The organism is Thermomonas beijingensis (assembly GCF_020034655.1).
In the GTDB taxonomy this organism is placed as follows: Bacteria; Pseudomonadota; Gammaproteobacteria; order Xanthomonadales; family Xanthomonadaceae; genus Thermomonas; species Thermomonas beijingensis.
Genome location: NZ_JAIQDJ010000004.1, coordinates 51,638 through 70,144, shown reverse-complemented (window position 1 = coordinate 70,144; position 18,507 = coordinate 51,638). Strand labels below are relative to the sequence as shown.

The window sequence follows — 18,507 nt, the reverse complement described above, 5'->3', positions numbered from 1 at the left end:
TTGCAACGCCACATGCCCCTGCCGACACCTTCCGTGACCGCCCTTTCGGCGGCAAGCGCGCTCGTACTCGTACTCATTATTCCGCCCACATCTGCGGGACGATCCGGCGTGTAAGCAACAAACGCACAACGCCAAAATCGAAAACCCCGCATCGCAAGGTGCGGGGTTTTTCGTTTTGGGTCTTTACCAACCTCTCCCAACAGGAACCACCGCAATGACCAGCAACAAACCCCGCATCACCATCGTCGGCTACGGTAGCCAAGGCCGCGCACATGCGCTCAACCTGCGTGACTCCGGCTTCGATGTCACCGTGGGCCTGCGCCCCGGCGGCCCCACCGAGCTGAAAGCCAAGGCCGATGGCTTCACCGTGAAAACGCCGGCCGACGCGGTGAAAGACGCCGACATCGTGGCGGTGCTGACCCCCGACATGGTGCAGCCGCAGCTGTATGGCGAAGTGCTGGAGCCGAATATGGCCAAGGGCGCGTGCCTGCTGTTTGCGCATGGCTTCAACGTGCATTACGGCCAGATCAGCCCACGCGCAGACCTCGATGTGGTGCTGGTGGCACCCAAGGGCCCGGGTGCCTTGGTGCGTCGCGAATACGAAATCGGCCGTGGCGTGCCGTCGGTGTATGCGGTGCACCAAGACACCAGCGGCAAGGCCGAACAATTGGCGCTGACCTACTGCGCCGGCATTGGTGGTGCGCGCCAGAACGCGATCAAGACCAGCTTCAAGGAAGAAACCGAAACCGATCTGTTTGGCGAACAAGCCGTGCTGTGCGGCGGTGCCACCAAGCTGGTGCAGGCCGGCTGGGAAACCCTGGTGGAAGCCGGCTATCAGCCCGAAGTCGCCTACTACGAATGCCTGCATGAGCTGAAGCTGATCGTGGATTTGTTCTACGAAGGTGGCGTCACGCGCATGCATGAATTCATCAGCGAAACCGCGCAGTACGGCGCATTGACTCGCGGCAATTACGTGGTGGATGACAACACCCGCGCGCAAATGCGCAAGGTGCTGGCAGAAATCCAGGACGGCACCTTCGCACGTCAATGGATCGCCGAATATGCCGCCGGCAATGCCAATTACAAGGCGATGAAACAGGCCGATCTGGATCATCCGATCGAAACCGTGGGCAAGCAACTGCGCGCCAATATGCAATGGCTGAGCACCTCGCAAGCCGCCAATACCACCGCCAAACAGAGCGAGGCCGCGTAATGAACGGTGCCCGCTGGTTGGCGCAAGCCTTGGTTGCAGAAGGGGTGGACACGCTGTTCGGGTATCCGGGTGGCGCGATCATGCCGTTCTACGATGCGCTGTACGACGTGCCCGAACTCCAGCACGTGCTGGTTCGCCACGAACAAGGTGCCGCGTTTGCCGCCAATGGCTATGCGCGTGCCAGCGGGCGCGTGGGGGTGTGCGTGGCCACCTCCGGCCCGGGTGCCACCAACCTGTTCACTGGCATTGCCGATGCACTGGTGGACTCGGTGCCGATGGTGGCCATCACCGGACAGGTGCCCACCGGCTTGATGGGCACCGATGCATTCCAAGAACTCGACGTATTCGGGATGAGCTTCCCGATGGTCAAGCACAGCTTTCTGGCGCGTAGCGTGGACGAATTGCCAAACATTGTTGGTGAAGCCTTTCGCCTCGCCCGCAGTGGTCGCCCCGGGCCGGTGTTGATCGACCTGCCCAAGGATGTGCAAAACGCCGATGCCAGCCATCTGCCACCGCATGTGCCGCAGCCCATCGACGATGTCGAGGCGCCCAAGGATGCCTCGCTGCACGAAGCCTTGGCCTTGATCTCATTGGCCCAGCGGCCGGTGATCTACGGCGGTGGCGGCATTGCCCTGGGCGATGCCGTGCAGGACTTCCGTACCTTCGTGGATGCCACCCAAATCCCCACCGTGCTGACCCTGAAAGGCTTGGGCGCACTGTCATCCAAGCACCCGTTGAACTTGGGCATGCTGGGCATGCACGGCTCGCGCGCGGCCAATCTGGCCGTGCAAGAGGCCGATTTGCTGATTGTGGTGGGTGCGCGCTTTGATGACCGCGCCACCGGCAAACTGGCCGAGTTCGCGCCACATGCGCGTGTGGTGCATATGGATGTGGATGCCTGCGAAATCGGCAAATTGCGGGTGGCCGATGCCGGTGTGCGTGGCGATATTTGTACCACCTTGGCCAAGCTGACCTTGGCGTGTGCAGCGCATCTGCATGGCCGCAACGGCCCAGCACGCAAGGCCTGGCGCAGCCAATGCCAGCAACGTGCATTGCAATTTGCACCGCGCTACGACGCCCCTGGTGCCACCGTGTATGCGCCAGCCTTGTTGAAGCGGCTATCGGAAACTGCCGCCGATGCATTCGTGGTCTGCGATGTGGGTCAGCATCAAATGTGGGTGGCACAGCACTGGCAAATGCAGCACCCACGCAAACACCTGACTTCGGGCGCACTCGGCGCGATGGGCTTTGGCCTGCCGGCCGCCATCGGTGCGCAACTGCAAGACCGCACTGCGCAAGTGATCTGCGTCAGTGGCGATGGCTCGATCCAGATGAACATCCAGGAGCTGGCCACCCTGCGCCGCTACAACCTGCCGGTGAAGATCGTGCTGTTGGACAACCAGGCACTGGGCATGGTGCGGCAGTGGCAGGAGCTATTTTTCGAACAGCGTTATTCGGAAATCGACCTGTCCGACAACCCCGACTTCATCGCCTTGGCCACCGCCTTCGGCATCGAAGCCCTGCATGTGGATCGCGCCGGAGACGTGGATACCGCCATCGCCGCACTGCTGGCTGCAAAAGGCCCGGCACTGCTGCATGTGGCCATCGACACCACCGCCAATGTGTGGCCACTGGTGCCACCCAACCGCAATAACGCGCAAATGATCGACGACGCTTCCTCACCCAAAGAGACCCCCCATGCGCTACCAGCTTGAGTTGACCTTGCGTCGTGCCGAAGGTGCACTGACCCGCGTGCTGGGCACAGCCGAACGCCGCGGTTTTGCACCGCTGTCGGTGGATGGCCATGCGCATGCCGATGGCGAGCGCTGGCAGTTGCGCATGACGGTGGAAGGTGAACGCGAAGCCGAAGGCCTGCAACACCAGCTGGCCAAGCTCTACGACTGCCTTGCGGTCGAGGTGCAACCATGCGCGTAACCATGCACAGCGCAGTCTGCTGATGGAGCCCTCCGTAGCCATCGCCTCAGCTGTTTCTGCCAGTGATGTCCTGGCAGCACAGGCCCGTTTGCGCCGCTATCTGGACATTACCCCCACCCATTACGCCGAACGTTTTGGCTGCTGGTTGAAACTGGAAAACCTGCAGCGCACCGGCTCGTACAAAGTGCGCGGCGCGCTGAACGCGCTGCTGGCCGCGCGCGAACGTGGCGACAACCGCCCTACCATTGCCGCCTCGGCCGGCAACCACGCGCAAGGTTTGGCATGGGCGGCGTACCGGCTTGGCCTGCAAGCGATCACGGTGATGCCGCGCTGCGCACCGCAAACCAAGATTGCCGGCGTGGCGCATTGGGGCGCCACCGTGCGCTTGCATGGCGAGAGCTATGACGAAGCCAAAGCATTTGCCGCCGAGTTGGCCGCGCAGCACGACTACCGCCTGCTGTCGGCATTCGATGATCCCGACGTGATTGCCGGGCAAGGCACGGTGGGGCTGGAAATTGCCAGCGTGTTGTCGCCGGATGTGGTGATCGTGCCGATTGGCGGCGGCGGCCTGGCGGCGGGCGTGGTGCTGGCACTGAAATCACAAGGTGTGCGGGTGATCGGCGCGCAAGTGGAAGGCGTGGATGCAATGGCGCGCGCATTGCGTGGCGATGACCGCATCCTTGAGCCGGTGGCCACCTTGGCCGATGGCGTGAAAGTGAAAGAACCCGGACAACTGACCCGGCGCGTGCTGCGTGAGCTGCTGGATGATGTCGTTATCGTGCGCGAAGCCGAACTACGCGAAACCCTGGTGCGCTTGGCGCTGGAAGAACATGTAATTGCCGAAGGCGCGGGTGCGCTGGCGCTGGCCGCCGGCAAGCGCATCGCCGCCAAGCGCAAATGCGCGGTGGTGTCCGGCGGCAATCTGGATGCCGGCGTGCTGGCCAGCCTGCTGCAAGACGTGCGCCCGCGGCCGCCGCGCAAACCGCGCCAACGCAAACAGGAGCGACTTATGCCGCCGGCAGCGCTGCCAAGCGCACTGCCTGCCGGCTTGCTGTCCAGTCTTTCACATACCCTCCCAACGCCGCGCAAGCCGCGCGTTTCCCGCACAGAAGAGCTTCCCGCATGAACAGTCCCAACAACCGTATCCGCATTTTCGATACCAGCCTGCGCGACGGCGAACAATCGCCCGGCTTCACCATGAGCGGCGCGCAAAAAATCGCCTTCGCCCACGCCTTGGCCGAGCTGGGCGTGGACGTGATTGAAGCCGGTTTTCCCAATAGCTCGCCGGCCGACTACAGCGCGGTGCAGACCATCGCCCGCGATGTGCGCGGCGCGTCGATTGCCGCACTGGCACGCTGCCACGAAGGCGATATCGAAGCCTGCGCGCGCGCATTGGAGCGTGCCGAATCCCCACGCATCCACGTATTTATTTCCAGCAGCCCGCTGCATCGCCAATACAAATTGAACATGAGCCGCGAGCAAGTGATCGAGCACGCCATCATGGGCGTCACACTGGCACGCAAGCATGTGGATGATGTCGAGTTTTCGGCCGAAGATGCGTTTCGCACCGAGCGTGATTTTTTGGTTGAACTTTTCAATGCTGCGGTGGCCACCGGTGCCACTACCTTGAATGTGCCCGATACCGTGGGCTATGCCACGCCCGATGAAATCCGCGAATTGTTCCGCTACCTGCGCGCCAATGTACAAGGTGCCGATGGCGTGGTGTTCAGTGCGCACTGCCACAACGATCTTGGACTGGCGGTGGCCAACTCGCTGGCCGCCATTGAGGGCGGCGCGCGGCAAGTGGAGTGCACCATCAACGGCATCGGCGAACGCGCCGGCAATGCCGCGCTGGAAGAATTGGTGATGGCGCTGAAAGTGCGCCAAGGGTGGTACGGCGTGGACACCGGCATCACCACCCCCAAACTGCTGGACACCTCGCGCCTGCTGTCGCGCATCACCGGCATCCAAGTGCAGCGCAACAAAGCCATCGTCGGCTTGAATGCCTTTGCGCATGAGTCCGGCATCCATCAACACGGCATGCTGAAAAACCGCGACACCTACGAAATCATGCACCCGCAAGATGTGGGCTGGCCGGCATCGCAATTGGTGCTGGGCCGCCACAGTGGCCGTGCGGCGGTGGCCGACCGTCTGCGCGCGTTAGGGCATGTATTGGACGATGCACAGCTGGATCTGGTCATCGCGCAGGCAAAGGCACTGACCCACACCCAGCATGTGGTGAGTGATGCCGACTTGCTGCGGCTGGTGGCCGGCGACCACGGTGATACCGGCTGGCGCATCGCCTCGATGAGTTTGATCGACGAGGGCCAACATACCCGTGCGCATGTGGAACTGTCGGATCCCGATGGCCACCGCGTCAAGCAGGATGCCAGCGGCGACGGCCCGATTGCGGCGCTGTTTGCCGCACTGGCCAAGGCTGCCGGTGTGGATTTCGAACTGGAAAGCTATGAAGTGCACAGCATGGGCATCGGCCGCGACGCCCGCGGCGAGGCCAACCTCAGCGCACGCATCGGCGGCGAAACGTTCAGCGGTCAAGGCACCAGCCGCGACGTGCTGGAAGCCTCCGCGATTGCCTGGCTGGAGGTTGCCAACCGCCTGCTGCGCAGCTATGCCATGCAGCGCGTACCGGCCTTCGCTTAATCCATTTTCCAGGGAACACCATGAAAGCCCATATTCTTGTCTTGCCAGGTGACGGCATCGGCCCGGAAGTCACCGCCGCTGCGGTCGAAGTGTTGCAATGCGTGGCCCAGCGCTTCGGCCATGAGTTCCAGTTTGATGAACAGTTGATCGGCGGTGCCGCCATCGACGCCACCGGCACGCCGCTGCCCGACGCGACGTTGCACGCCGCACAGCACGCCGATGCGGTGTTGCTGGGTGCCGTGGGCGGGCCCAAGTGGTCAGACCCCAATGCCAAGGTGCGCCCCGAGCAAGGCCTGCTGGCCATCCGCAAAGCACTGGGCTTGTATTCCAACCTGCGCCCGGTCAAACCGCACGCGGCCACGCTGGGCGCATCGCCCATCAAACCGCATCTGCTGCAAGGCGTGGATGTGATGGTGGTACGTGAACTCACCGGCGGCATTTATTTTGGCGAAAAAACCCGCAGCGCCACCGATGCCTCCGACCTGTGTCGCTACAGCGTTGTCGAAATCGAACGCGTGGTGCGCCACGCCGCCACCTTGGCGCGCAGCCGCAGCGGCAAACTGACCTCGGTGGATAAAGCCAATGTGCTGGAAACCTCACGCCTATGGCGCGACGTCACCAGCCGCGTGGTGCGCGAGGAATTTCCCGATGTCACGCTGGAGCATCAACTGGTCGATTCGATGGCGATGCATTTGCTGGCACGCCCGCGCGAGTACGACGTGATCGTCACCGAAAACATGTTTGGCGACATCCTTACCGACGAGGCGTCGATGCTGGCCGGCTCACTGGGCCTGCTGCCCAGTGCTTCACTGGGCGATGGCAAGGTCGGCATCTACGAACCCATCCACGGCAGCGCCCCCGACATCGCCGGCAAAGGCATCGCCAACCCCTACGCCACCATTCTCAGCGCCGCCTTGCTGTTGCGGCATTCACTGGGGCTGGAAGCAGAAGCGCAATGCGTCGAAACATCCGTTGCCGAAGCTCTCGAAGCCGGCGTCTTCACCGCCGACCTTGCCACACAAGGTCACGCCGTCAGCACCCACACCGCCACCGCCGCCGTGCTGGAACGCCAGCAAGGCTGCCAGGTGTTGGCGTTGCGGGATTGAGGAGATCGCGTGACCCGCAGGGGCGGGTTTGAAACCCGTCCGTGCAAGCCCGTCGCCCCTACCTCCCAAACAACCACGGCCGCGCAGTGCGGTGGCGGGTTTCAAACGCCTCGATGGCGGCTTGGTCTTGCAGGGTCAGGCCGATATCGTCCAGCCCATTGAGTAGGCAATGTTTGCGGAAGGCATCGACGGCAAAGGTATGCGCCACACCCTCCGGGCGGGTGACGGTTTGTGCGTCCAGATCAATGCGCAACGTATAGCCCTCGCTGGCGTCGCATTGGGTAAACAGGGTGTCGATGGCGGCTTTGTCCAGCACGATGGGCAACAGGCCATTTTTGAAACTATTGTTATAAAAAATATCGGCAAAACTGGGCGCGATGATGGCGCGAAAACCATACTCGGCCAAGGCCCACGGGGCGTGTTCGCGGCTGGAACCGCAACCAAAGTTTTCCCGCGCCAGTAATACGCTGGCCCCCTGGTAGCGCGGCGCATTCAGCACAAAATCGGGGTTCAGCGGGCGCGTGCTGCAATCTTGCCCCGGTTGGCCCTCATCCAGATAGCGCCACGGGTCGAACAGGTTGGGGCCAAAGCCCGTGCGTTTGATCGACTTCAAAAATTGTTTGGGGATGATCTGGTCGGTATCCACATTGGCACGATCCAGCGGCACCACCATGCCGGTGTGTTGGGTAAAAGGCGTCATTGCAGGGCTCGCACGTCGATGAAGTGGCCGGCAATCGCAGCGGCGGCGGCCATCGCCGGGCTGACCAGATGGGTGCGGCCGCCGTTGCCTTGGCGGCCTTCGAAATTGCGGTTGGAGGTGGACGCACAGTGCTCGCCGGCTTGCAGGCGGTCGGGGTTCATCGCCAAGCACATCGAGCACCCCGGCTCGCGCCATTCAAACCCGGCATCGATAAAAATTTTATCCAGCCCTTCGCGCTCGGCCTGCGCTTTCACCAAACCGGAGCCCGGCACCACCAAGGCTTGTTTGATGGACGCGGCCACTTTGCGGCCATTGGCAACGGCGGCGGCGGCGCGCAAATCCTCGATGCGGGCATTGGTACACGAGCCAATAAAAATACGATCCAACCGGATCGAGGTGATCGGCTGATTGGCGTGCAAGCCCATGTAGTGCAGCGCGCGGGTGATCGCGTCTTGTTTGACGGGATCGGTTTCATGCGCGGGGTCTGGCGTGTGCGCATCCACTGGCAACACCATTTCCGGCGATGTGCCCCAGCTGACTTGCGGGCGAATATCCTCGGCACGCAGCACGACGTCGGCATCAAACAGCGCGTCGGCATCGCTCACCAAATTGCGCCACTGCGCCACTGCGGCATCCCATTGGGCACCAGTGGGCGCAAACGGGCGGCCGTGCACGTAATCCAGCGTGGTTTGATCCACCGCCACCAGGCCCACCCGCGCGCCCGCTTCAATCGCCATATTGCAGACCGTCATGCGGCCTTCCATCGACAAGGCGCGAATGGTACTGCCGGCAAATTCCAGCGCATAGCCGGTGCCACCGGCGGTACCAATCTTGCCGATGATCGCCAGTACCATGTCTTTGGCAGTGACGCCGGGTGGCAGCGTGCCGTCCACCAGCACGCGCATGTTTTTCATCTTTTGCGCCACCAAACATTGAGTGGCCAGGACGTGTTCCACTTCCGATGTGCCGATGCCATGCGCCAGCGCGCCGAATGCACCATGCGTGGAGGTGTGCGAATCACCGCAGACCACGGTCATACCGGGCAAGGTGGCACCTTGTTCGGGGCCCACCACATGCACGATGCCTTGGCGTACATCGTTCATTTTGAATTCGAGGATGCCGAAATCGGCGCAGTTTTCGTCCAGGGTTTGCACCTGCACGCGCGATACGTCATCACTGATCGCCGCCAACCCACCGGCGCGCTCGACGCGGGTGGTGGGCACGTTGTGGTCGGGCGTGGCGATATTGGCCGCCACCCGCCACGGCTTGCGCCCGGCCAGCCGCAGACCTTCAAACGCCTGCGGCGAGGTCACTTCATGCAGGATGTGGCGGTCGATGTAGAGCAGCGACGAGCCATCATCACGGCGCACCACTTCATGCATGTTCCACAGTTTGTCGTACAGGGTTTGGCCGGGCATGGTGCACCTTGGCAGCACAAGTCGGTGCCAGAGTGGCAGCTTTCCTTTCATCACTCAAATGGATATTTTTCATCCAATTGATTCCCATTAGGAATAGTGATGGAACTCGCTAATCTTGCTGCATTCCTTGCGGTGGCCGATGCCGGCGGGTTTTCCGCTGCGGCCGCCGCCCTGCACCTGACCCAGCCGGCGGTGAGCAAGCGCATTGCGCAGTTGGAATCCGAACTTGATGCCCGCCTGTTCGACCGCGTGGGCCGGCAAGTGCTACTCACCGAAGCCGGCCAACTGCTGCTGCCGCGTGCACGGCAATTACTGGGCGATGCCAACGATGCGCGGCGCGCCCTGCGCGAGCTCGAGCACGGCATTGGTGGCAGCCTGCGTTTGGTCAGCAGTCACCATATCGGCCTGCACCGGCTGCCACCGCTGCTGCGCAAGTTCAGCGCACGCTACCCGCAGGTGGCGTTGGAATTGCGCTTCATGGATTCCGAGCAGGCCTGGCACGAGGTGCTGCACGCCCGCGCCGAGTTGGCATTGACCACGCTGGGACCCACCGCATCGCCGTTGCAGGCCACGCCTGTCTGGCACGACCCGCTGCATTTTGTCGCTGCCCCAAGCCACCCATTGGCACAGCGCACACGCCTCAGCCTGAGCGATCTGTCCGCCCATCCTGCGGTGCTGGCCGACCCCGGCACCTTCACCCATCGCATCGTGGCCGATGCCTTTGCGGCGCGTGGCTTGCCGCTGCAATTGCGGATGACCACCCACTATCTGGAGACCATCAAAATGCTGGCCAGCGTCGGGCTGGCGTGGAGCGTGCTGCCACAAACCTTGCTGGATCGCAGCCTGCTGCGGCTGCCGGTGCAGGGCGTGGCGTTGTCGCGCCAATTGGGGTTGATCACCCATAGCGGGCGCACTCCATCAAGGGCGGCACAGGCGTTCACACGGCTGTTGCTGCAACAGGCAGAGCGCGGCTGAGTACCACCACAGGATAGCCGGGCCTGGATTGCCGTGGTCACCGGATCCCCATATTAAGTAAACCGCACAGTATGGTATAGTGTTGCATCTGCATTGAATCCATGGCCGCCATGAATACGCCTGCACCCGCTGGAAAGCCTGCCCCCCCGGGGCGCCCCAAGGACATGGCCAAACGTGCCTCGATTTTGACCGCCGCGTCCAAACTGTTTGTGCAACACGGCTACGGCGGGGTCAGCATGGATCAGATCGCCGCCGAGGCGGGCGTCTCCAAACTGACCGTATATAGCCATTACGGTGACAAGGACAGCCTGTTTGCGGCGGCGGTGCAGGCGCATTGCGAACGCGGCATGCCGACTGAATTGTTCGTGCCGGCACCGAATGTACCGCTGCGCGTGCGACTCAGTGAAATCGCACATGCGTTTTTGGCGATGGTCATGACCCCGGAAGCGATTGCCGGTCATCGTGTGCTGTGTTCGCCGCATGTGGCCAGCAGCAATTTGCCGAAAATGATCTGGGACGCCGGCCCCAAGCGCATCAATGACGCATTCACCGCGCTGCTGATGCGCCGGATTGAGGCCGGCGAGCTGGAGATCAATGAACCGGCCCGTGCCGCCGGGCATTTCTTCACCTTGCTCAAAGGCGAGTTGCACGCGCAAGCCGTGTTGGGCAATTACTGCGGTGCCGGCAACACGCAAGATGGCAATCTGGATGCCCATATCGAGAGTGTGGTGGATCTGTTCCTGCGTGCTTATGCCAAAGCCTGAACACTGCCTTGCATTGCCATTGGTGGCGATGACTTCCGGCACTGCGTGCTGGTGTACCAACACGCTCACACTGCGCACCAGTCAAAGCCCTTGGCGCATTAAACTAAGCGGTTTCCAGTATCGGAATTCCCCCGTATGAACATCGACTTTGCCCGTACCCGCGAAACCATGGTGGAACAACAAGTACGCCCTTGGGATGTGTTGGATGTCCGCGTGCTGGACACCATCGGCAAGCTGCCGCGTGAAGCTTTTGTGGCCGATGACCTTCGCAACTTGGCGTATGCCGATGTCGAACTGCCGCTGGGGCATGGCCAGGTGATGATGAAGCCGGTATTGGAAGGCCGCCTGCTGCAATCGCTGCAACCGCAGGCACATGAAAGCGTGTTGGAAATTGGCACCGGCAGCGGCTATCTGACGGCTTGTCTGGGGCAGTTGGCGCGCGAAGTGATCAGCATTGAATTGCATGCCGATCTGGCCGACGCCGCGCAGGCGCGCCTGGCCGCGCAAGCCATTGGCAATGTGCAGGTGCGCTGCGCCGATGTGCTGAGCTGGAACCCGGGCCGCAGCTTTGACGTGATATGTGTCACTGGTGCCATGGACAGTCTCCCGGCACGCTTCGTGGAATGGCTCAACCCGAATGGACGCATGTTTATCGTGCATGGCCAATCGCCAGTGATGGACGCAGTGCTGGTGCATCGCACGGTCAACGGCAGCCGCATTGAAACGTTGTTTGAAACCGACCTGTCCTATCTGGCCGGCGCAGCCCCTGCCCCAGCCTTCACCCTGTAAGCCCCGTCAAGGATCCCTCCTCATGTTGCGTCGCCCGCTCACCCTTGCCCTTGCCTTTGCCCTGCTGCCGATGGCGGCGCAGGCCGATGACCTGCTCCAGAGCTATCAGAATGCGCGCAACAGCGATCCCCAATACGCGGCCGCAGAGGCCAACCGCTTGGTCACCGCTGAACGCCCGGTGCAAGCGCGGGCGGCGCTACTGCCCAATATCGGTGGCAGCATCGGCGCCAACCGTGTCGATCACGGCGTCGGCGGCGTACGCACCGGCTCGTGGGGCATCAACATGCAGCAGTCGCTGTTCAATTTCGGCAGCTATAAAGCATTGGAGGGCGCCAAGTCACTCGATCGCGCCGGTGGTTTTACGCTGCAAGCCGCGGGCCAAACCCTGATCACCCGTACTTCGGCAGCGTACTTCAATGTGCTGGTGCAGCTGGAAACCCTGAGCGCTGCCGAAGCAGCAGAAACCGCACTGAAGAAGCAATTTGATTTCGCCAGCAAGCGTTTGGAAGTGGGCCTGGCCCCGATCACCGACGTGTATGAAGCCCGCGCCCAGTACGACGGCGCACGTGCCAACACCCTGCTGGCTCGCAATGCCGCGCAGGATGCCTATCAGGCATTGCTGGAAATCACCCATGCCGCAGCGGGCAACCTCAAGGGCCTGCCAGACGACTTCAAGCCTGCACTGTCCAGCGACAAGAACGTGGATGCCTGGGTAGCCAATGCCTTGGCCAACAACCCCACCTTGAAAGCACAACAAGCCAGTCTGGATGCCGCTGAATCTTCGGTGGCCACCGCACGTGCCGGACATCTGCCCACGCTTGGCCTGCAAGCCTCGTATGGCAAAGCCATCACCGGCCTGTATGACCCGGCGTTCATCGGCGCCAACAAGGCCTCCACCAGCGTGGGCCTGACCTTGAACATACCGATTTTTTCGGGCATGGCAACGCAATCGAATATCCGCAGCGCTTTGGCGCAACGCGACGCAGCGGCCGATGCCGTGGAGCAAACCAAGCGCGCGGTCGAGCGCAGCACCCGTAGCGCCTACCAGACCATGGTGGCCGGCATCAGCCAAGTCGAGGCACTGCATTCCTCGCTGCTGTCCGCACAAAAGGCGTATGACGCCTCGCAAGTGGGTCTGGAGGTAGGTACCCGCACCGTGCTGGATGTATTGAACAACCAGCGCACCTTGTTCAGCGCGCAACAGGCCTATGCGCAGGCCAAGTACAACTTCCTGCAAAGCCGTCTGCTGCTGGAACAATCCGCAGGTGATTTGAATGTCAGCGATGTGGAAGACATCAACCGCTTGCTGACCACCGACAAGGCCATCGACAAGAGTCTGGCCGGCGGCTGATCCGTAAAGACGGGTTCACGCTCACGCCGATGCCACTGGTGGCAGCATCGGCTCGATCAAGGTCAGGGTGCGGGCCAGTGCGCCACGCCCGCCTTCCAACAGGTGCGCGGCATGCATTGCGAGTGCCTGCCTGGCTGCCGCATCATCAAACAACTCGCGCAACGCCGTTGCCAGCGAAGCGGCATCGGCCACCAGGCGCATTGCCTGCGCCTCGCGCAGACGCCGCGCGATATCCACAAAATTATGCAGATGCGGCCCGCTCAGAATCGCGGTGCCGGTGGCGGCAGGTTCCAGCAAATTATGCCCGCCGATGTCTTGCAGGCTGCCGCCCACAAACGCGATCTGCGCACAGGCGTAAAACGCCAGCAGCTCACCCAAGGTATCGATCACGAACACATCCGTATCTGCCGATGGCCAGTGTTGCTGCGAACGCGTCATCACCTTCAAGCCTGTATCAGCAATGCGTTGCTGCACCGCACGAAAGCGCTCCGGATGCCGCGGCGCCCACAACAGCAAAGCATCAGGATGGCTGCGACGCAGCGCCAGATGTGCCTCCAGCACCGACTGTTCTTCGTCCTCATGGGTGCTGGCGGCAATCCACACCGGTCGTTTGGCGCCTGATGCCGCAGCAAACTCCAATTCGAACGCAGCCGTTTGTACCGGTGCCATGTCGAACTTGAGATTGCCCGTCACCTGCACACTGGCCGGCCGCGCACCAAGCTCCAGGAATCGACGGGCATCATCCCCCGATTGTGCCGCCACCAGCCCCACGCTGGCCAAGGCGCGCCGGATCAATGGGCCCAGCACCCGATAACCTCGCAATGATCGCGCCGACAAGCGTGCATTGAGGATTTGGGTCGGGATGTTGCGATCCCGGCACGCAAATAACAGATTCGGCCACAGCTCGGTTTCCACGATCAGCGCCAACACCGGGCGAAAGTGATCCAAAAACCGCCCCACCGCACCAGGCAAGTCATACGGCAAATACACATGCGCCACGCTATCGCCCCACAGCGCACGCGCACGCGCCGAGCCAGTGGGGGTAATCGTGGTCACCACCAATTGCAGATCCGGGCGCAATGCGCGCAACCGTGCAACCAAAGGTGCGGCCAGGTTGACCTCGCCCACCGATACTGCATGCAACCACAACGGGGCTGGCGTGCGGGGATCGGCATAACTGGCGTAGCGCTCGTCCCAGCGCTGGAAATAGGCACGCTGACGGAACCCGCGCCAGATCAGGTGATACAAGGTGATGGGCAATAACAGATACAACGCAGCCGAATACAGACCACGCAGTACCCGCTCAATGAGATCGGTCCGCATGCCGACAGGATAGCGAAGCCGCGGCGCCGGGTAGAATCCTTGCATGTCTGCAAGTACAGAAACACCCCCCGGCATTGCCCCCCCATTGGCCCCAAAGCACTGGCCGGTGTGGCTGGGCGTGGGCTGTTGCGTCCTGTTGGCGCGCCTGCCGTGGCCCTTGCAACGCGCGCTGGGCAAAGCACTTGGGCCGTTGCTGGGGGTACTGTCGCGCAGCCGCCGGCAAGTGGCGGCACGCAATATCGCGCTGTGCTTTCCCGAACTGTCCGCCGGCGAGCAAGCCCAATTGCTGCGTGAAAGTTTTCAGCAGCTGGGCATTGGGCTGTTCGAATTTGCGCGGGCGTGGTGGGGTTCGGTGGCACCGATGCAAGGCACGACGCAAGTGGAGGGACTGCAACATCTTGCCGCCGCGCAGGCCGGTGGGCGTGGTGTCATCATCATTTCCGGGCATTTTGTGACCTTGGAAATGGCGGCGCGCCTGATGTGTGCGCACGCGCCCTTGGCAGGCATGTATCGCCCGCATGACACCGGCCCGATGGAATGGGCAGTGCGGCGTGGCCGCATGCGCTACGCCAGCGCGATGTTTACCCGCGAAGAATTACGCCCCGCACTGCGCCACCTCAAGCAAGGCGGGTTGCTGTGGTTTGCCCCCGATCAGGACACTCGCCGTGGCGACAGCGTGTATGTGCCGTTTTTCGGGCAAACCGCGTATAGCCTGACCTCCACCCATCAACTGGCGCGGTTGTCGGGCGCGGCGGTATTGGGATTTGCCCACATCCGTAATGCCGATGGCAGTTATCGATTGCGGCTGACCCCGGCATTGACCGACTTTCCATCACCCGATGCCAGCGCCGATACCGCGCGGGTAATGGCCTTGATCGAAACCATGATTCGCACGGTACCCACCCAATATTTGTGGATCCATCGGCGTTTCAAACGCCAACCCGGTCAGCCAGACAACACGGTGTATCAGTAAATCGGCAGCTCACCGGGTGGCCGTGTCTTGAACCTGCGATGCACCCACAAATACTGTTCGGGTGCAGCTTGCAAGGACTCGCCAATCCACTGCATGTAACGCGCGGCGGTGGCGGTGTCATCGCTGCTGGGCCAATCCGGCCATGCCGGTGTCAGCGTGATCTGCTGCACGCCTTGCGCATCCCGCTGCGCCCATAGCAGCAGCACGCGCCCACCACACCGTTGCAGCACGCCGCCAATCGCCCCCAAGGTGGCCGCTTGCACGCCTAGAAATGGAACGAACACGGTGCGACGGGCAGCGTTTTGATCGGGCACGTAAAACACCGCCTTGCCGGCGCGAACTTGCGCCGCAAACCCGGCGATGTCTTTTTTGTCGAAGATCTGCCCGGCGTAGCGCTCGCGCGCCTGCGCGATTGCGCTTTCAATGGCAGGATTATTGTGCCGCCGCACCAGGATCGGCATCGGCTGCCCCATTGCATCGGCCACATGCCGCATCGCCAGTTCGATCCCGTCATAATGCGCGCCCACCACCACCACGCCGCGTCCTTCGGCCAGTGCAGCGTGCAGATGCACAAGCCCGCTGATGTGCGCGCCGCCAGCCAGTTGCTCGCGGCTGGCAAACCACGCGCACAAGGTTTCCAATGCACCGGTGGCATTGGAGCGCAGCGTCCGTTGCAACAGCGCACGGTGTGCAGCGGCATCCCACTGCGGAAAGCACAATGCCAGGTTGATCGACGCGATCCGCCGCCGACGGGTATTCACCCAAGGTAGCCGCACCAACCCATGCGCCAGTCGCGCACGCGCCGGCGGCGATAAGCCGGCTACCTTGCGCCCCAGCCAGACAAATCCTCGCGCCAGCCACTGTGCCATGCGGTACTGCTCAGTCGCTGTCGCGGCCAAGCAAACTGCCGGCATACAGCGCTGCCAGCAGCAACAGCACACTGCCCCAAAACGTGGAGTACGCGGCCAGATGGGTATTGAGCGGGAACACACTGACCGCCAATGCCAGCATCGCCGGGCGTGCGCGGGTGCGTGCTGTGGCATCGGCAAACCGCCACGCCCGCAATGCAAGTGCGGCGCCGGCCAACCAAATCATGAACCCCACCAACCCGGTTTCGGACAACACTTCCAGCACAATCTGGTGGGCATGCAGCGCAACGCCAGTTCCCCATGCCGCCACTACGCCAGGCTGGGGGTCGCAGCCGGGGAAGGCATCACGAAACCCGCGCACACCCACACCATTGATGGGATGTTCGCGCAGCATGCACACCGCTGCCGACCAAATCCGTCCGCGCCCGGTCAATGCGGCATCCACGCCTTGTTCGTTGGCCGACAACGCCTGTGCGGTCAATTGCATGCGCCCGCGCACTTGCGGCGAAACAACGGTTGCCAACGTCATGGCTAATGCGCCGGCGGCGAACAGCAGGCCCAAACGCTTCCAACCCAAGGCACGCCAACCGGTCCACAACATCACCAGTGCATAAGTGATCCATGACGCCCTTGAGCCAGCCAAAATGATCACCAAGCCAATACCCAACGCCGCCAGCAGCCAGCCTGCCCGCCCAAATTTGCGCCACGCCAGATCCAGCGCAAACGGCGACAGGCTGGCCAGCAAGATTCCCAATTTGAGATTGCACGGCCCAAGCACGCCACCCAGGCGATCGGCCACCACCGTGGAACCTGCGCACATGCTGTGCCCGGTCAGCGCAATACGTGCATGATCCAGTAACCAAAACACGGGGCTATGGCCGATAGCCGCTTCCATCAAGGCATCCAGCGTCCACAGCAAGGCGATGACACCCAACCCGGTGAACGTTTTACGCCAGCCGCGCTGGGTATCCACCGCTGCGGCCACCAGCCATAAAAAAGGCAGGTAACGCAAATCAATCAACACTTCCCGAAGTGAGCGCCACGTATCCACCGCATCCAGCGCCGACACCAATTCCGGCAGCCAATATGTAAAAAACAGCACGCTGGTCAGTGCCCACGCCGGCCCACTGAGCAGCCGCGTACCGCCACGAAACCGCTGCACCAGCAACGTGGCCAGCCCGGTCAGCGCACCCAGCACCAGTAACAATTCTGCAAACCCGTGCAGTGGCCACAGTGCAACAAACGCCAACACCCACGCTGGCGCCCAGCGCAGCAGTTTTGGCGCACTTGCCGCAGGTGATGGTGACACCGCACTCATACGTCCATGATTTCCTGATACAGCGCCAATGTCGCCTCCTGCATCGCATCCAATGTGTAGGGCATCGTAACCGGCAACGTGGGTAACTGCGCCAACAGCATGCCTGCACGCCGTGCCATCTCGCTCATTTCAAAGGCTGGCACGGCCCCCTGCGGGAATAGCTGACGCAGCAACTCACCCACGCCGCCGTGATCCCAGCCCACCACCGGCCGCCCCACCGCCAGCGCTTCCAGCACGGTGCGTCCCAACGCCTCGGGCTTGCGTGACAGCTGCAACACCAGATCGCAGGCGGCATACGCCTCGCGCATCGCATCAGTGGGCGCGGTGATCGCCAGCGCATCGGTCACCTGTGCCGCCTGTGCCAACTGTTCCAGCTCACGCAGATACGCCGCGCGCCCTGCTTGCTGCGCACCTGGCATCCACAGGCGTGCATCCAAGCCACTGGCGCGCAGTTGCGTCAGCAGTGCAATCGCATCGGCATGGCCTTTCAAGCGGGTGCCGCGCCCGGGCAGAAGCAGCAGCGGCCCGTTGCCTGCCAACTGCGGATAGAGTTGGGCAATGCGCGCGCGCGCCGCCGTATCCGGCATTGGCGCAGGTGCGAATGCGTGTGGGTCAATGCCACGCGGAATGACCCGCAGACGCGTTGGATCGGTCTGTGGATAGTGTTGCAAGAGATAGTCGCGCACCGTATTCGACACGCAAATCACGCGCTCGCCACGCGTCATGATCGCGCTGTAGCGGGACACGGAATTCAGCCCATGCGCGGTGGTGATGAAATGCGGCTGCTGCGTCGCCGGCAGTGTGTGCAGCGCCCACCAACCCAGCCATGCCGGCAGCCGCGAACGCGCATGCACGATGTCGGCCTGCGCGCACAGCCGCCGCAATGCAGGCAAATGATGCAGCACCCAAGGTGACTTGCGGCCAATCGCCAACGGCGCATGCTCGGCACCGATGGCATCCAGCTGCGGCAGCATGCGGCCACCGGCAGACACCACGATGGCGCGATGCCCCGCGCCCACCAAGGCCGCGGCGACTTCCAGGGCGGAACGCTCAACGCCGCCGGCATCGAGCGCCGGCAGCAGTTGCACGACGGTCAGGCGGCGCATCGCGCC

At 62.5% G+C, this 18,507-nt stretch carries 17 protein-coding genes; 11 read left to right on the top strand and 6 right to left on the bottom strand.

What is annotated here, in order from left to right; genetic code table 11:
* Nucleotides 1-214: 214 nt before the first annotated feature.
* From ilvC to leuB, 6 genes are read left to right on the top strand one after another with little or no spacing between them, the layout of a single operon-like run.
* Nucleotides 215-1,213 (top strand): ketol-acid reductoisomerase, encoded by a 999-nt coding sequence (gene ilvC, locus K7B09_RS09005; protein ID WP_223629128.1) that lies wholly within the window; start codon nucleotides 215-217, stop codon nucleotides 1,211-1,213.
* Complete coding sequence (ilvG, locus tag K7B09_RS09000) at nucleotides 1,213-2,928, top strand: acetolactate synthase 2 catalytic subunit (protein WP_223629127.1); 1,716 nt, start codon at nucleotides 1,213-1,215, stop codon at nucleotides 2,926-2,928. Before ilvC ends, ilvG begins: the two co-directional genes overlap by 1 nt.
* A complete protein-coding gene (locus tag K7B09_RS08995; protein WP_223629126.1) occupies nucleotides 2,912-3,148 on the top strand; it encodes an ACT domain-containing protein in 237 nt (78 codons plus the stop codon). The genes ilvG and K7B09_RS08995 overlap by 17 nt, the downstream gene beginning before the upstream one ends.
* Nucleotides 3,149-3,170: 22 nt before the next feature.
* Nucleotides 3,171-4,274 (top strand): threonine dehydratase, encoded by a 1,104-nt coding sequence (locus K7B09_RS08990; protein ID WP_263296769.1) that lies wholly within the window; start codon nucleotides 3,171-3,173, stop codon nucleotides 4,272-4,274.
* Complete coding sequence (locus K7B09_RS08985; RefSeq protein WP_223629125.1) at nucleotides 4,271-5,809, top strand: 2-isopropylmalate synthase; 1,539 nt, start codon at nucleotides 4,271-4,273, stop codon at nucleotides 5,807-5,809. The genes K7B09_RS08990 and K7B09_RS08985 overlap by 4 nt, the downstream gene beginning before the upstream one ends.
* Before the next feature lie 20 nt (nucleotides 5,810-5,829).
* Nucleotides 5,830-6,915 (top strand): 3-isopropylmalate dehydrogenase, encoded by a 1,086-nt coding sequence (gene leuB / locus K7B09_RS08980; RefSeq protein WP_223629124.1) that lies wholly within the window; start codon nucleotides 5,830-5,832, stop codon nucleotides 6,913-6,915.
* 58 nt (nucleotides 6,916-6,973) lie between these two features.
* Here leuB and leuD read toward each other — a convergent pair whose 3' ends face one another.
* Nucleotides 6,974-7,615: a 3-isopropylmalate dehydratase small subunit gene (leuD, locus tag K7B09_RS08975; protein WP_223629123.1), complete on the bottom strand. Its 642-nt coding sequence runs from the start codon at nucleotides 7,613-7,615 to the stop codon at nucleotides 6,974-6,976.
* A complete protein-coding gene (gene leuC, locus K7B09_RS08970; RefSeq protein WP_223629122.1) occupies nucleotides 7,612-9,033 on the bottom strand; it encodes a 3-isopropylmalate dehydratase large subunit in 1,422 nt (473 codons plus the stop codon). Before leuC ends, leuD begins: the two co-directional genes overlap by 4 nt.
* Before the next feature lie 99 nt (nucleotides 9,034-9,132).
* On the opposite strand from leuC, the gene K7B09_RS08965 reads away from it, so the two are divergent.
* From K7B09_RS08965 to K7B09_RS08950, 4 genes are all read left to right on the top strand, one after another.
* Nucleotides 9,133-10,008, top strand: coding sequence for a LysR family transcriptional regulator (locus K7B09_RS08965; protein ID WP_223629121.1), 876 nt, complete (start codon nucleotides 9,133-9,135; stop codon nucleotides 10,006-10,008).
* Nucleotides 10,009-10,109: 101 nt separating this feature from the next.
* Nucleotides 10,110-10,772 (top strand): TetR/AcrR family transcriptional regulator, encoded by a 663-nt coding sequence (locus tag K7B09_RS08960; RefSeq protein WP_347246914.1) that lies wholly within the window; start codon nucleotides 10,110-10,112, stop codon nucleotides 10,770-10,772.
* Between the two features lie 135 nt (nucleotides 10,773-10,907).
* Complete coding sequence (locus K7B09_RS08955; RefSeq protein WP_223629119.1) at nucleotides 10,908-11,561, top strand: protein-L-isoaspartate O-methyltransferase family protein; 654 nt, start codon at nucleotides 10,908-10,910, stop codon at nucleotides 11,559-11,561.
* 22 nt (nucleotides 11,562-11,583) lie between these two features.
* On the top strand, nucleotides 11,584-12,912 hold the full coding sequence (locus K7B09_RS08950) for a TolC family outer membrane protein (protein WP_223629118.1): 1,329 nt from the start codon (nucleotides 11,584-11,586) through the stop codon (nucleotides 12,910-12,912).
* 21 nt (nucleotides 12,913-12,933) lie between these two features.
* Here K7B09_RS08950 and waaA read toward each other — a convergent pair whose 3' ends face one another.
* Nucleotides 12,934-14,235 carry a lipid IV(A) 3-deoxy-D-manno-octulosonic acid transferase gene (gene waaA, locus K7B09_RS08945; RefSeq protein ID WP_223629117.1) on the bottom strand — a complete coding sequence of 434 codons (1,302 nt, stop codon included), beginning with the start codon at nucleotides 14,233-14,235 and terminating at the stop codon, nucleotides 12,934-12,936.
* A 43-nt stretch (nucleotides 14,236-14,278) separates the two neighbouring features.
* On the opposite strand from waaA, the gene lpxL reads away from it, so the two are divergent.
* On the top strand, nucleotides 14,279-15,208 hold the full coding sequence (gene lpxL, locus K7B09_RS08940) for an LpxL/LpxP family Kdo(2)-lipid IV(A) lauroyl/palmitoleoyl acyltransferase (RefSeq protein ID WP_223629116.1): 930 nt from the start codon (nucleotides 14,279-14,281) through the stop codon (nucleotides 15,206-15,208).
* Here lpxL and K7B09_RS08935 read toward each other — a convergent pair.
* The 3 genes from K7B09_RS08935 to K7B09_RS08925 are packed head-to-tail and all read right to left on the bottom strand — an operon-like array spanning nucleotide 15,202 to nucleotide 18,501.
* Nucleotides 15,202-16,077, bottom strand: a complete 876-nt coding sequence (locus tag K7B09_RS08935) for a lysophospholipid acyltransferase family protein (protein ID WP_223629115.1) — start codon at nucleotides 16,075-16,077, stop codon at nucleotides 15,202-15,204. The genes lpxL and K7B09_RS08935 overlap by 7 nt on opposite strands.
* Nucleotides 16,078-16,087: 10 nt before the next feature.
* Nucleotides 16,088-17,395, bottom strand: a complete 1,308-nt coding sequence (locus K7B09_RS08930) for an O-antigen ligase family protein (RefSeq protein WP_223629114.1) — start codon at nucleotides 17,393-17,395, stop codon at nucleotides 16,088-16,090.
* Nucleotides 17,392-18,501: a glycosyltransferase gene (locus K7B09_RS08925; RefSeq protein ID WP_223629113.1), complete on the bottom strand. Its 1,110-nt coding sequence runs from the start codon at nucleotides 18,499-18,501 to the stop codon at nucleotides 17,392-17,394. Before K7B09_RS08925 ends, K7B09_RS08930 begins: the two co-directional genes overlap by 4 nt.
* Nucleotides 18,502-18,507 lie beyond the last annotated feature (6 nt).